Source organism: Fodinibius salicampi, assembly GCF_039545095.1.
GTDB classification, from domain to species: Bacteria; Bacteroidota; Rhodothermia; order Balneolales; family Balneolaceae; genus Fodinibius; species Fodinibius salicampi.
This window is the reverse complement of sequence record NZ_BAABRS010000001.1, coordinates 1,282,951-1,297,135: the sequence shown is the minus strand read 5'-3', so window position 1 is coordinate 1,297,135 and position 14,185 is coordinate 1,282,951. Positions and strand designations below refer to the sequence as shown.

General features: G+C 44.3%; 15 protein-coding genes and 1 tRNA gene. 10 read left to right on the top strand and 6 right to left on the bottom strand.

From position 1 onward, the window contains the following. The first annotated feature begins 18 nt into the window (after positions 1-18). A complete protein-coding gene (locus ABEB05_RS05350; RefSeq protein ID WP_265788198.1) occupies positions 19-327 on the top strand; it encodes a hypothetical protein in 309 nt (102 codons plus the stop codon). On the opposite strand, the gene ABEB05_RS05345 is transcribed toward ABEB05_RS05350, so the two are convergent. Beyond that, on the bottom strand, positions 320-958 hold the full coding sequence (locus tag ABEB05_RS05345) for a LexA family protein (RefSeq protein ID WP_265788196.1): 639 nt from the start codon (positions 956-958) through the stop codon (positions 320-322). The genes ABEB05_RS05350 and ABEB05_RS05345 overlap by 8 nt on opposite strands. 247 nt (positions 959-1,205) lie before the next feature. Here ABEB05_RS05345 and ABEB05_RS05340 point away from each other — a divergent pair, with 247 nt between their 5' ends. The 3 genes from ABEB05_RS05340 to ABEB05_RS05330 all read left to right on the top strand — a co-directional run bounded on the left by ABEB05_RS05340 (position 1,206) and on the right by ABEB05_RS05330 (position 2,978). Next, positions 1,206-1,367: a hypothetical protein gene (locus ABEB05_RS05340; RefSeq protein WP_265788194.1), complete on the top strand. Its 162-nt coding sequence runs from the start codon at positions 1,206-1,208 to the stop codon at positions 1,365-1,367. A 203-nt stretch (positions 1,368-1,570) separates the two neighbouring features. Further along, positions 1,571-2,221, top strand: a complete 651-nt coding sequence (locus ABEB05_RS05335) for a hypothetical protein (protein WP_265788192.1) — start codon at positions 1,571-1,573, stop codon at positions 2,219-2,221. Positions 2,222-2,414: 193 nt separating this feature from the next. After that, positions 2,415-2,978, top strand: coding sequence for a hypothetical protein (locus ABEB05_RS05330; RefSeq protein ID WP_265788190.1), 564 nt, complete (start codon positions 2,415-2,417; stop codon positions 2,976-2,978). A 501-nt stretch (positions 2,979-3,479) separates the two neighbouring features. Here ABEB05_RS05330 and ABEB05_RS05325 read toward each other — a convergent pair. Together ABEB05_RS05325 and ABEB05_RS05320 are read right to left on the bottom strand one after the other, a co-directional pair. Then, the gene (locus ABEB05_RS05325) at positions 3,480-5,816 is read right to left on the bottom strand and encodes a TonB-dependent receptor (RefSeq protein WP_265788188.1); all 2,337 of its coding nucleotides are present in this window, start codon (positions 5,814-5,816) and stop codon (positions 3,480-3,482) included. Positions 5,817-5,925: 109 nt separating this feature from the next. Continuing rightward, complete coding sequence (locus tag ABEB05_RS05320) at positions 5,926-7,074, bottom strand: helix-turn-helix domain-containing protein (protein ID WP_265788187.1); 1,149 nt, start codon at positions 7,072-7,074, stop codon at positions 5,926-5,928. 327 nt (positions 7,075-7,401) lie between these two features. On the opposite strand from ABEB05_RS05320, the gene ABEB05_RS05315 reads away from it, so the two are divergent. The 5 genes from ABEB05_RS05315 (at position 7,402) to ABEB05_RS05295 (ending at position 11,007) form a co-directional block, all read left to right on the top strand. Further along, positions 7,402-7,548, top strand: coding sequence for a hypothetical protein (locus ABEB05_RS05315; RefSeq protein ID WP_265788185.1), 147 nt, complete (start codon positions 7,402-7,404; stop codon positions 7,546-7,548). A 189-nt stretch (positions 7,549-7,737) separates the two neighbouring features. Next, positions 7,738-8,835 carry a glycoside hydrolase family 53 protein gene (locus ABEB05_RS05310; RefSeq protein WP_265788183.1) on the top strand — a complete coding sequence of 366 codons (1,098 nt, stop codon included), beginning with the start codon at positions 7,738-7,740 and terminating at the stop codon, positions 8,833-8,835. 77 nt (positions 8,836-8,912) lie between these two features. Next, positions 8,913-9,776, top strand: coding sequence for an alpha/beta hydrolase (locus ABEB05_RS05305; RefSeq protein ID WP_265788181.1), 864 nt, complete (start codon positions 8,913-8,915; stop codon positions 9,774-9,776). Positions 9,777-10,049: 273 nt separating this feature from the next. Further along, complete coding sequence (locus ABEB05_RS05300) at positions 10,050-10,217, top strand: hypothetical protein (protein WP_265788179.1); 168 nt, start codon at positions 10,050-10,052, stop codon at positions 10,215-10,217. Continuing rightward, on the top strand, positions 10,195-11,007 hold the full coding sequence (locus tag ABEB05_RS05295; RefSeq protein ID WP_265788177.1) for an alpha/beta fold hydrolase: 813 nt from the start codon (positions 10,195-10,197) through the stop codon (positions 11,005-11,007). Before ABEB05_RS05300 ends, ABEB05_RS05295 begins: the two co-directional genes overlap by 23 nt. Positions 11,008-11,156: 149 nt before the next feature. On the opposite strand, the gene ABEB05_RS05290 is transcribed toward ABEB05_RS05295, so the two are convergent. Then, a complete protein-coding gene (locus ABEB05_RS05290; protein ID WP_265788175.1) occupies positions 11,157-12,071 on the bottom strand; it encodes a poly(ethylene terephthalate) hydrolase family protein in 915 nt (304 codons plus the stop codon). A 400-nt stretch (positions 12,072-12,471) separates the two neighbouring features. On the opposite strand from ABEB05_RS05290, the gene ABEB05_RS05285 reads away from it, so the two are divergent. Further along, entirely contained in the window at positions 12,472-13,461 is a 990-nt protein-coding gene (locus ABEB05_RS05285) for a glycoside hydrolase family 43 protein (RefSeq protein WP_425558400.1), read from the top strand. A gap of 282 nt (positions 13,462-13,743) precedes the next feature. On the opposite strand, the gene ABEB05_RS05280 is transcribed toward ABEB05_RS05285, so the two are convergent. Together ABEB05_RS05280 and ABEB05_RS05275 are read right to left on the bottom strand one after the other, a co-directional pair. Then, positions 13,744-13,869: a hypothetical protein gene (locus ABEB05_RS05280; RefSeq protein ID WP_265788171.1), complete on the bottom strand. Its 126-nt coding sequence runs from the start codon at positions 13,867-13,869 to the stop codon at positions 13,744-13,746. A 205-nt stretch (positions 13,870-14,074) separates the two neighbouring features. After that, positions 14,075-14,159, bottom strand: a tRNA-Leu gene (locus ABEB05_RS05275). Positions 14,160-14,185: the final 26 nt, after the last annotated feature.

Sequence of the window (14,185 nt, the reverse complement as noted above, 5' to 3'; positions counted from 1 at the left end):
TACCGAATAATCAGGGCCATGCAAACGCTTATACAGGAAAAGATCAATGTCAATGCCATATACCGGGGATTTAAGGATGATGATGAGTCCATGGGCCGGGACTGGACCCATAAGCGCATTGAACCGCTAAGCTTCAAACGTGCGAACAAGAAAATTTTTGAGATTGCCCAGATCCGCAAATCCTATGCCGCCCGGAAGGGCGATACCCTTCATGTACACTTTGTAGTACGGACCACCGAAGACCGGTTCTTTGAAATGGTGTATGACAGCGGCAAAATCACATGGATTCTGCTATACGAATTTGATGACGAACTACTGTTTAATTGACATACCGGACCTTCCCATCATGAAAATGTGCGATATACTTGCCCAGTACCCGAATCTCCTCAAATTCATCGGGTTCTATAATGATCGGTCTGTGATTGGAGCTTTTGGGGTATAGCACGACCTGCCGGTCGCTTTTACGGATCTCTTTGAGCGTGGTCTGCCCATCATACAGAATAGCACCAATATCCCCGTCCGTAATGGGGCTGTCATCCAGAATTACCAGATCCCCGTCATGGATTCCGGCCTCCTCCATGCTGGTCCCAGACACACGGACGCAGTACGGCGATTGTGCCTGGGGGAACAGGTTCCGAATGGACAGGCTTCCCAAATCCGTATCCACGGCCTCCTGCATGGCTCCGGCGGTAATAATCCCCCGAATGGGAATAGGATTTTCCGGGCTGTCAACCAGGAACTGTTTTGAGGGGTGCAGCTCATAACCACCCCAGCCGGTTGACTGAAGGTAGTTTTTATCACAGAGCGCTTTAAAATACTGGTGAACTCCATTCTTAGACGTGATCCAGGTATGCTCCATAATTGTCTGATAGGAAGGAAGGTTGCCGTGATCACGAGCGTATTCCAGCAGGTGCCGGAAGAATTTCGACTGTTTATTAGTAAGGTCTTTCGTAATCATGACGATACAGTTATGAACGATTTATGGAAATATAAGGCAATCGATATATTTTTTAAAAAAATTTGTAAGGATTAGCCCTTAAAACGTACTTACTTATGAGAATGTATTTCTCTTTGATGAAATGAGATAAGTCCTGCATTGTGAAAGGTGCAGGGCTTTTACTTTTTGTCAATTATCTTAAGATTTTTTGTAAGGATTGCTTCCCAAAAGGTACTTACTATAAAAACAGCAATTAACTACTGTACTGTTGGATCAAAATAAAATACTTTCAAGAGACATCACGAAATATCTTCGGGGGCAACTTTCAGAAGATGAGGTTATTGACCTCTGGCTACGGTTACTGAAGTATCCGGAATGGATCTTCTATCTTCAGGTTGAAATAGCTATTAAAGAGATGGTATCCCTCTAAATCAATTGGTCCCAGGCGGCAGATGTGAATGTTATATCAACCTATTATCGCAATGCTATGTGCGATAATATCACCAGATAATACGTTATTTGTATTTAAATGGGATTTTTCAGAGTATTATCGTATGTAAGATAATACATTATCAAATACGCACCTTTATATAATTAAAGGTTAGCTACGAGATTTGAGGATTATTTATAAAATTGGAAAGTCATCAAAAATACAATTCTGCCGCGAAAGCAATCGCATCAAGCTTTGGTGTTCTTGGTGGTCTCGGGGGGCTGATTCACGGAATAGGTGAAGTGCTCCAGGGAAATATTATGATTGATGGGTTCTATATTAATTCTTGGGATCAAGGTCCGATTGCTATGTACCTTGGAGGGGATCCTGCTATAACGATCTTTCAAAGTTTTCTTATTGCAGGAATTGTGACACTGATTATTTCAGGTGTATTAATTGTGTGGTCCGTAGCATTTCTAAATAATAAACGTAGTGGGGTGGTATTAATGTTGCTTTCAGTTGCAATGTTACTTTCTGGCGGCGGAGTGGGCCCACCAACACTTGCTATATTAGCTGGTATTTCAGCATCGGGTATTAACTCATCCTATGATTGGTGGCGAAAGCATACAACTGAAAGCTTGTTATCTCTGTTTTCAAAACTGTGGCCTTGGATATTTGCTCTCACTGTTATCAATGGAATTTTTCTTATTGTAGGGCATGTTATAGCCGCCTACTACTTTGGTTCACCGGCTTTGGAATCTATTTTTTTAAACAGTTTTGGTTTTGCCGTTATCACGTTAATTATAAGCATGATTACTGGTATCGGTTATGACCTTTTCAAAAAACGGCAATGAATGTTACAAACGATTCTTGCAAAGGTAATAATCTGAGATTTGAACCAGTGCTTAAGATCTCCAGAAGCTAACAAGCGCTTCAACGGGACGGTAATACGTTGGCAGTCAATCAGTAGAGTAGGCCGCTCCGCCCGTTAACCGCCACGCCGTTAGGCATACAGCGAATTTATAATCAATACGCAAGTTTATCCCAATGAGTGGCGATAAAAAAATACCTGATCGAGAAGATGTTCTTAGTACAGTTATAGAGTCGATGTATTCAACACGGATTTTAAATAATTCACACCGTGGTGATGTCGCTGAAGCACTTGTTATGATGGCGTTGGGAGATGAATGGAATTTTGTCGGTTTGGGATGGCATCCTTGGGATTTACAGTATGGCTCAGGCTCAAACAGAATTAGAATACAAGTAAAGAATATTGCACTTCGCCAAATTTGGGGTAAAACTAAATCCCCAACACTGGTCTTCGGATGGAAATCTAATCCACCAAGCTATTTCGAGAGAGATAATCCGGGAGTAAAAATCGAAGACGAAGGCTATTTCTGCGAATTGTTTGTCTTTTGCCTTCACCTTGAATCAGATAAAGAAAACGCTGACCAAGTTGATCCGCGACAATGGAAATTTTTAGTCATTCCTGCAAAAGATCTAAAATCAAAACGAAAATCTATGGTTTTATCAAAAGCCTTGGATAAATGGACTCCTGTAAAATGGACTGGATTAGAGGAAAAGATTGAGACAGTTGCTAATAAGTTATAAACAGAGTTGTATGCCTAACCCGCCAAAAAGGAAAATGTCAAGCAGATAGTCCTCACCTACCTTAGTATCGTATTATTCCAATAAATCCTTGGTTCAAACCTTTAGCTGGCAACCGGTGTCGGTGATCACGTTCGGATTACCTACTGGCATCCAAACCCCTTTTCGGGCTTATTCTCCATCAATGGACAGAGACTGCAGCTCCAGGAGAGCTACTATCCCAGATCTCTAACCGGCCGCCAGCCTATTTCCCAATCCCGCGCACGGGCTCGCTGTCCCTCTTAGGCATTCGTGTTTATAGCCTGCTGTGGCTGCCGGTGGTTACACGGTGGTGGCAAGGGGCAGGGCAATCATTCTGCCCGAGCTTTATGGCTCAATGTCGTCTAACTGGTTCCCTGCCCGCCACCAACCTTCTGTTTGAAGGAATATCTGCTAATCAAAAATACCAGTCAATACTAAGTGTTTTAAACATGGAATGTCGTTAGCTATAAACGAACACAACATTTAGAATTCTATCTTATAGCTAAAAAATGGTAGCGGAGTCCCCTCTTTGACCAGATCAACTTGGTTGGTTTGAAAGTTATAATCGTGGGACAAATCTTTTTCCATAAGTACATTTTTGACTTGTAGGGCCCACACTGAGGCATAGTCGTTACGATTGATGCGGTAGGTCACTGTCAGGTCAGCAATAAGACGGTTGGGAAATTGCTTTTCGAAAGCACGTTGTTCTATAAATTCGACTTCTTCTCTGTTACGTGATGCTTTACTGTCAATAGGACTGTACCGTTCTCCTCCCATATAACTCAATCGGCCATTTACGCCCAGCACGCGTTGACCATCTTTCCACATGAACTCTTTTCCACCCAGCAGATTAAAGGCAAAGTCTTGATCGAATCGCGTGTTTCGCCATTCTCCGCCACCGCCTTTGTAACGAGAGTTATAGATAGTACCTGTAAGCAGGTAGTAGTAGCCGTCATCCAGAAATCGTTCCAAGGTAATTTCCAAGCCGTAATTACGCCCCCGTCCACTGTTGACCAGTGGATCATTGAAAGTCCAGTCCTGCATGAAATTAAGCATGGAAAACGATCTGTCGGCGATAACCGGTACGTCATAAAGCTCCTGATTATAAGCTTCGACTTTCAGCCTGGTATTTTGGTTGAACTTCAGATCATATCCCAGTACAAAATGATGGGCTTTGGCCATCTTGAGTGATTTATTGGGATACCCTGCATCAGGTTGCACAAAATAGATTCGCAAATCTTCGAGCTGACTATGCAGCCCATATCCCATATTCAGGCTAGATTTATCGGTTAGCTGCCATTCGACGCCTGCCCGGGGCTCTATGGTAATCTCATCATTGAGCGTGAACCACTGCGAATGGAGACCGGTCTGTAATGTTATATCCGGTGACAAGTTTAAGCGGGATTGAGTGAATGCCTGAATCAATTGACTGTTGCCCACACCGTCAATATATGTGGATAACGGTGGCTGATCATCGGGAGCAATCCCAACACCCATGTTGTAGTACAGGTGCTGGATACTGAATCCCGTACGGTTCAGATGACGCTTGTTAAAACGATGATCGAGCAGAGATCGCGCTGTAAGCCGTCCAGTTGTATTTTTAATAGATAAATTAGGTTCAAGCTCAACATTTTGATTAAGCCGCTGTTGCTGCCAGTCGGTATGATTTACAGTTGCTGCCAGTGATGTCTTAATAGTGCTGTTCTGCCCCACAGCTATATTATGAGACAAACCTGTGGCTCCGACCCCCATTTTCATATCGTACTTGATGCGATCCCAAAGCTCATACTCCCACTCGCTTTTATCCATGGTAGGATCCATTTGCTGCCCATCCCAGCCGCCAATACCCCAGAACTCAAAACGCCCTGCATTTGAGGTCCGGAAATCCATTTTAAATGAAAGATCTTGGTACTGAATGCCTCCCTCGGTAGGCAAAATGGGCATCAGCAATGCCAAGGTGGAATAGCGGTAATTAAAAAGATAGGTAGAGTTACTTTTTCCTGAAAACGGCCCTTCCGAAGCAAACTCCAGACCATTGATACCGATCTGGGCGGCATGCTCTCGCTGATTGGTATTACCTGATCGGAAGTTTATATCAAATACGCCCGCCAGGGCATTGCCGTACTGGGCCGGGAATGCGCTAGTCAAAAAGTCTGAATCAGCCAGAAGTTGTCCACTGAACAGGGTAAGACCACCGCCACCAGCGACCGATAGTCCGGCAAAGTGATTGGGATTGGGAATTTCAACTCCCTGTAAGCGCCACTGCACATTTTTGGGTGCATTCCCCCTGATTACCAAAGCATTTTGTTGGATGCCTCCGCCGGACGATACCCCTGCAAAAGCGGTTGCCATACGACTGGGATCATCAAGTCCGCCGGCATATCTGCGGGTTTCTTCCACCGTAAACGAGCGAGAGCTGGCATAGGCCATATCATTTAAAGGTTCTGCCTTGTCAACTTCTGGTGATACCGTAATTTCCTCTCCTTCGAATACCTGTTCCTCAAGCTCAAAATGAAGGACCGTTTCTTTACCAGAGCTTACAAGTACGCCCGTTCTGATCACCGGTTTGTATCCGAGAAAGCTCACTTTAATATCATGTCTACCCAGCGGTACATTTATCAGTTCAAACTCTCCATCCTGGTTCGTGGCCGTTCCAATAAGAGGATTGGTGCCGGGAATTGTAACATTTGCACCAGGCAGAGGTTCGTCGGTCAATGCATCGGTTACCGTTCCCCTGATGGTCCAGGTTTGAGCCTGTATATCTTGAATAGCAAATGCAAAGAGGAAAAAGAAAACAACTGTAGCAAATCGGGTGTACATCCTGCAGAAAATATTTTGAATTGATATTTAATATTCTGCAGGCAAAAAAAGGCTTTGAAAGCTCTTATTCGTCTTTGCCAGTGGGATTGGACATCATTTTCGGCATACTTTATCCTGGTATAGAATGATTCTTTCTAAATTGGGAAGGGGTCATTCCCGTCTGCTTTTTGAATACGGAATTGAATGAAGATTTGGAGTTGAATCCGGCATCAAGAGCCAACGCCAGTAGCGTTTTGTTTTTGGAGCCGGGATCTTTCAGCTTCTGTTTCACTTCTTTGACGCGATAGTGATTAACGAAATCATAGAAATTTTGTCCCATATACTGGTTAAGAATTTCCGTCAGATTATGGGAAGAAATTGAAAACTCCTTTGCCAAATCGGCTAGTTTTAAATCGCTGTCCTGATATAGTTTCTGCTCCTCCATTACTTTTCGTATTTCCTTAGCATAGCGCTCGGCCTCCTCTTGAGTTAGGCCGGATTTCTGATATTGTTCTTGTGGTGTGTGATTGCTGTTTTCTGCTGGTTTTGATTCTGTAAAAACTTCCGCCTGGTATAAGCCCATATATCCGATACCATATACAAAAATGGTAACCGACAGCAGGGTAATGTTGCTATAGACACTCTCTCCCAATCCCATCAAAGTCGTATTAGAAAAGTTGGTAAAGTGTATTCCTCCGGCAATGGCAGCTAATACAATGGAGGCAATCACGAAATTTTGCAGCCAGTTCAGGTTCACTTTTTCAATGGAAGAAAAAGAGTCTTTTAGCTTCTTGCGGTAAGACAGGAGCATAAAAATGAGACACCCCGCATAGGTTAATCCATGGAGAACTTTGAGGTGATTAATAAATCCAAAGCCAAATGTGTGGGATAGTTCTTGAGGACTAGTAATAAATGCTAACTTTGCAGTGGACGTCCCAGTGTAAAACGGGATCATATAAATCAGTAAAATGATAAAGGGTACAAAATGTAGATAATCGTATCGCTTAATGGTAGAACAGCCATCTTTCATTGTTTTTACATAGAGATAAAGAAGAGGCCCATAAAGCAATGTGATGGGGTAGTCGATCCCGATAAAATCAGGATATGCCGTATGCAGTCCAAAGCTATGAAAAGCTGCCATCCCCAGATCGATCGAAAAGACTATCATTAGTAGTGCCAGCAGCTTGTTTGGCAGACGATTTACCTTTTTTTGTGATAGGATGAGTGCCAAGATAAATCCATGAATGGCTCCCAGTAAGAAAAAAGCTTCAAGAATCATATTATACTATTAATATTAAAATAACTTGATTTATAAAAAAATCTGTTCTAATCACATCAGACTTAATTATGGATATAAAAAAATATCTGAAAAAATAAAGTTCTGATAAAATTAATCCATTATTTATAGCTAACCCCCTTCAAAAAGGAAAATGTCAATCTGCCAGCTAGCAGACTTACCTACGTATTCAATTAATTCCTTTGCATCAATCCTTGTTACCAACTTATCGCTTGAGAGACAAATCATCATCAAAAAAAGAAATCCCGACTTTTTTATTCAAGGAATCCTTTGTACCCTTGAAAAAATGATATTCAACAAAATTGTTATATGACGTACAGACTGTTAGAACTGATGGGTTCTCCGGAAACCATTAAGGAGGCGCATGATATAGCGGAAGAAGAAAATGTGTTAGGGGTTTGGACTGATACTCTGGATGAAGATGAGGTTTTTGATCATGTGTATCAGTCGTATTGAGAGATTGGAAAGTTTCACCTTTCCTGATTGATACCTCTGAAAACCCTGATTATGAGGGGGGGAACGGTATGGCTTCCAGGTAGAAGAGGCTTGGCTGGAATGAATTAAGTAACGTAATTGGAAGCTTAGGTAGTAGACTGACTAAATTGATTAGATAAAATCACTAAAACAAATCAATAATTTTCACATATGAAATTTTCAAAATGCTGGTTCTTTTTATTTGCCGTGATTCTCATAACAACTCTTGCCTGTGAGGATACAATTGCTCAGCAACCTGACTCTGTCTCATCTGTTGATATTAACTACGCTGTGGGCGCCGACCTCTCATTCCTGAAATCGGCCGAAGACGGGGGCGTGGAATTCAAGGAGAATGGGGAGGTAAAGCCGGGACTGGAGATCTTCAGTGATCACGGGTATAACTGGATTCGTCTCAGGCTGTTTCATTCCCCCGACCGGCTGCCAAACGATCTGGAATACACCATTGATCTGGCCAAGGAAGCCCAAGAGCACGGATTCAAATTCCTGCTCGACTATCACTATTCCGACACATGGGCTGATCCCGGCAAGCAGTATATTCCCGCCGCCTGGGATACGACCAATGTTGAAGTGCTGATTGATTCGGTCTACCAGTATACCAAGAATACAATTGAGGCATTTCGCGAGGCGGGCGTAATGCCGGAGATGGTACAGATCGGTAATGAAGTGAGGAATGGCATGATGTGGCCACTGGGCAAACTGCCGGAGAACTGGGATAATTTTGCTGCCCTGTTTAAAGCGGGTGTGGATGGAGTAGACGCCGGTCGGGGACAAGCACCACGACCATTGATTATGCTTCATTACGATAACGGGGCTGATACAGACGGGGCAAAACAGTATTACGACAAGTTCAACTCCTACAACATTCCTTACGACATTATCGGGCTTTCGTATTACCCATGGTGGCACGGCAACTTGCTGCAGCTTCGTGAAAATCTGCTTTCGCTGGTCGAGAATTATGACAAGGATATCGTGCTTGTAGAAACCGGTTATCGTCCTCACGAATATGAAGATCATAACGCACCTTATCCTGAAGATATAGCTGGGGGGGCGCGCAAGGCCTTTTTGGAGGATGTAAATGAAACGTTGTTAAATGTTTCCAGCCGCAAGATTAAAGGCGTCTTTTGGTGGGAGCCTGCCAGTCGATGTGGAAGTGATTACTTTGACGAAGATTGCAATGTACGTCCGGTCATTAACGTGTTTGACAGGTACAAGCGCGGGAAGACGGGAGAAGATGATGCCCCGGAGTAGTGCATACTTTAGCTTCTATAGAAGAATAATTTGAAATTAAATCACTAAATATAATGAAACTAGCCAGACTAGCATTTATGAAAAGAGCCACTGTATCTCTGGTATTGACGATGTTTTCCGTTGTTGCCGTCACTGGCATTAGTATGGGACAGTCTTTTGAAGAGCCGGTTAACAGGGTGATCGATACAGACCACAAAACAATTACGGTAACCAAAGATATCCGCTATAAGGAGGGTGGAAGTGACGCCTGGAAGCTCGATCTGGCGATGCCGGCTAATATCGGAAGTGGGCTGCGCCCGGCTCTGGTGATCGTCCACGGCGGCGGCTGGAGAGCGGGATCAAAGTCGGTGGATGTCTACCAGAAGATGATGGTTGACTATGCTCAGCAAGGATATGTCACTATTAATATCAACTATCGTCTGCTGGATGAAGCCAAGTTTCCGGCCTGTATTGAAGATGTTAAGACTGCGGTTCGCTGGCTGCGCGCCCACGCCGACAAGTACCAGGTAGATCCTGACCGTATCGGGGCTTATGGTCATTCGGCAGGTGCACACTTAGCCATGATGCTGGCAATGGCTCCTGAATCAGCCGGTCTGGAGGGGGAAGGCTGGAACGAATATTCCAGTATGGTTAATGTAGCAGCCGCCGGTTCACCTCCCACAGAATTAGGTCGCGATATGCCGAGGGCAAAAGAGGAATGGTGGCCCATCGGGTATATAGCAGGTGACCATCCACCGCTGTTTCTCATCCAGGGCACTGAAGACTCGGTTGTGCGCCCTGAACTGACTAAAGACTTTGTGGATAAGATGAAGGGTGCAGGTGCAGATATCAAATATATGGAATTGGAAGGCGGGCATGGCGTAGCCTATAATGAACAGCTTGACGTTACCGAACCCGCACTGGAGGAGTTCTTTGCCAAGCACCTGAATCCGGAACAATAAGGAATTTTTAATCAGGTAGAAGAGGTGCGCTCTCTTTAAAAACTCTACAACAAATGGACAGAGATACGCATAAATATTGATTAAACGTGTTTACCTGTAAAAATATGGATTGCAGAATTAAAACAAATCGCCAACTGGTAAACACTTTATTGACTAACTGTTTATTAACGAAAATACTTTACGCTTATATAACCAAAATCATTAAAACAGAACTAACGTAGGAATAAATACTATGAATAAAAGGGAATCATTCTTCAACTATCTTCAATTGCTATGTTTCCTACTCATGCTGCCATCATTGGCAACGGCACAGCTGCCCGACAAGCCAGCGGGATGGTCGGATGGCTACGTGTACGCGAACGGAATTCGCATGCACTACTACCAGGCCGTTCCGGCACCGGAAAAACCGGTGATCGTAATGTTTCATGGCGTTACGGATAACGGTCTCTGTTGGAGCACACTGACGTGGGAGCTACAGGAGTCGTACAATATTTTTATGGTTGATACCCGTGGCCACGGCCTTTCGGATCCTTTCACGACTTCAGACGACGGTGATACCTTGGTGGAAGATGTGGTGGCGTTTGTGGAGAAGATGGGATTTGAGAAGCCAATCCTGATGGGGCATTCGATGGGCGCTGCGACAGTCATGAGGGTAGGAGCTGAGTATCCCGAGCTGGCAGAAGCCATAATCATGCTTGATCCCGGTCTGGGAAGAGGTCCCGGTCAACAGAATGAAGACGAGGACCAGGAACAGGAAGAAGACCGGGAGACTGAAGAAGCTGAAGAGCGTGAAGCACCGCCTAGGCCCCCGCAGAACCCGGATCAACTTTCTGTAAGCATGTTTGGTACGCCCGAATCGCTGGTAGCCCAGAACAACTACAGCTTCGAAGACCTGGTGGCGTTATGCCAGCGTCAGAACAGCAAGTGGGCGATGATGGATTGCCACTATTGGGCACTTTCTAAAAAGCAGTATCACGGTGCCTACAGCAGCCAGAAGTGGCAGGCGATGTCAGGCACCATGCAGACGGGGAATTCGCTTGCGGAGATTGCAGTACCCGCACTGATCCTGAAGGCAGATGCTCCCTCGCAGGCACGTGAAACTCACAAAGAAGCGGTCAGCGTGATGCAGCACGGTGAGCTTGTGCATATCGATGGAGCCGGCCACAACCTGCACCACGACGAATTAAGGCGAACCGTAGAGGAGATTACCGAGTTTCTTTCTGATCTCTAAATAGCAGCGCATTTTAACGAGTATAATAGCAGAATATTTAACATCAGGAACCGCCGCATCTGTGGCGGTCCCTTTTTTGTTATTGCTTTTCCATCCAGACCTCTCCGAGATAGAAAGAAGCACAACTTAAGTTCTTCCCGCTCACCACTCTAATCAATATTCTTCTTTTGGACGGTCCAGTGGGGAGATTCAGAGAGGCCGCTGGGAGAGCCGGTAAACAGTTTGCCAGCTTTTTCATCACCCTTTAACTGCCATTGGTACCAGGCAGTGGCAACCCTGGCAAATTCACCCCCGTGAGGCTCGGCATAAGTCCCCCCGTGTCCGACATCCATGTTGGCCATGAACACCGGCACATGATTGATCCGTCTGAAGTCATCCATGCCATTGTCATAGGCAATATCAGATTCACCGCCTAGCATATAGAGCGTAGGGGAGTGCAGTTTATCTAGTTGATCCTTTGAAAGGGAAGGCATGCCTTCCATGCCGCTATCAGGGCTTGGCAAGATGCCGCTATTGAATACCCCAACCGTTGTAATACGTTTATCCGGGGCTACTTCGAGGGCCTGAAGTCCCCCGCATGACATCCCGCTAACGGCGATGTTCTCCGTATCAATTTTGTTGTGATAGGGACTGTTCTTGTCACTGTTTTGTGCAATGGCCCAGTCTATGGCATCCGTTAACAAAGAGGATTTTGACAGCTCCCTCTTCTTTTCTCCTTCTTCTGGCATAGGTCCAATCGCTATAACCAAAAACCCGTGGGATGCTACTTCATTCAAAAAATTGACATGCTCCCAGGGAGAATTGTTACACGCACCGTTTCCCCAGGCTATGACGGGCAACTTTTTTCCATTCCCGAAAGCACTCAGTTTTTCGGGCCGAAATACCGTATGGGTGGGTAAGGTCTTTTCCGATATCATTAACGCTTTGTAGGATCCTGTACCCCCATCCTCTATAGTACGTGAGTTACCTTGAGCAAAGGCTAAATTTAAAAAGCCTGATCCGATCCAGAGTATGACTAAAAAAATAGTGTAACTACACTTCTTGTGATGTTTAAATTGTTTCATAAGTCTTTTATTAATTTTTATGATGAATGTAATATTCGGATACTCTTGTGGTGTGGTATATATTGTAAATAACTAATAATAACGCTTTTAGGGATTAAGAAAAAAACTGGACCTGACAGCGTATCAATGGATGTTGATTCCTGTCAGCATCTTTAAGACAACGCTTTCAGGTCCTGTGGACGCTGACAGGTTGTTTAAAGCCAATTCCTAAACTCATTAATAAAAAAGTTATAGGTATCATAGCAAGATATCACAAGATTTTATCATATTTTAAATTGCATAAGCTCCAAAATTATTTAGGTTGTACCGATGAGTCATGCCGGTCAATTCCGGGTTCCGCTACTGGTAGTGGACAAATATTGAACATTGGAAATTGAACATACATCATAATACTATGAGAATCATTCTTTTTGCACTGATATTAATCCTGAATTTTTCTACAGTCTTTGCTCAAGGATGGGTACCCGAAGTAAGAGAAGATGTCCCCTTAGACTCTATCAGACTTAGCGATCCCGCCATTCTTGCTGATGAAAAAACGCAAACCTACTACATGACCGGAACGGGTGGCTTACTATGGGAAAGCGAGAATCTGCGTACGTGGACGGGTCCTTTTAAGGTTGTAGAGACCGATCCTGAATCATGGATGGGGCCTGATCCAATGATATGGGCCGCCGAATTACATCAATACCAGGGAAAGTATTATTACTTTGCCACATTCACCAACAGGGATGTGGTGATCGATACCGTAAAGGGCAATGCCATTAATCGGCGTTCCAGTCATGTGTTGGTGAGTGACCAGCCTGACGGTCCATATGTTCCCATGGAAGACGATACCTATTTGCCGCCGGATATTCCCACATTAGACGGCACGTTTTGGGTCGGTGAGGATGGCAAACCGTATATGGTTTATTGCGAAGAATGGTTGATTAACTGGAACGGGACTATGGAAAAGATTCAATTGAAACCTGATCTATCCGGCACTGTGGGGGAAGGAGAAGTCTTGTTTCGGGCATCTGATTCTCCCTGGAGTAAGGAGCGGGATGAAGACGGAAATGTGATTCCCAACAAGGTTACCGATGGCCCCTGGCTGTTCGAAACGCAAACCGGAAAGTTGGGGATGATATGGACAAGCTGGGCGTTTGATGACTATGTACAGGGTGTTGCATATTCGGAGAGTGGTACGCTGGACGGTCCATGGGTACACCAAGAGGAGCTGATCACTCCGCCAAATTTCGGGCATGGCATGCTTTTTCGAACGTTTGAAGGAAAACTGCTAATGTCGGCTCACAGCCACAAAAGTGTAGATGGGCGCTACATCCGAATACCTCATCTTTTTGAGGTAGATGATTCCGGGGATAGAATAGAAGTAACGGGACCATATCAGCCGTAGAGAAATTTATCTATAACCAGAGGGTACTTCCCGGCAGCCGTTTTGGGCGGGGGGATAATGATATAGGGCCGCATTGCATACGCTCCTGCAAGATACGGACCAACAAAATCGCAATACATCCACCTAAAATAATACAGGGAATCAGTTTAGATTATATGCCCTCAATCGTACCTACTTTTACCACCGGCACATCGTCGTCATCAACAAAATAGAACCGGTCTTTTTCATCCATCCAGATGGCAGGATTATTGGATTCAAATACTAAAAGGTTGCTGTCTATGGCTATCTCATCAAAGGAGCCCGTTCCGACAAGTCGCCCCGTGGATTAAAAACCTCAACCACGGTTTTTAGAGAATCTTTGTTCTGCATGCGCTGACCGCTGAAGTGAAGTACTTTGCCATTACTCATTTGTACTAATCCAATACTATAACTTATATCAACAAGCCTGAGGCATAATGATATTATGTTGCAAGGAGGTAGTTTGGTAAAAATACCGCTTAAACACAAAAAACGTATTATGTTTGGTATATATAAAGGAGGGAAGAGGAATCAAGCATAATATCAAATAAAAAAGACTATAAGTCATTTAAAGATAATAACTTATAGCGTAAAGTACCTGAGGGGGGACTCGAACCCCCACGACCGCAATGGCCACCGGATTTTGAATCCGGCGCGTCTACCAATTCCGCCACTCAGGCTTCATTTCAACAAAGAGCAAATATAA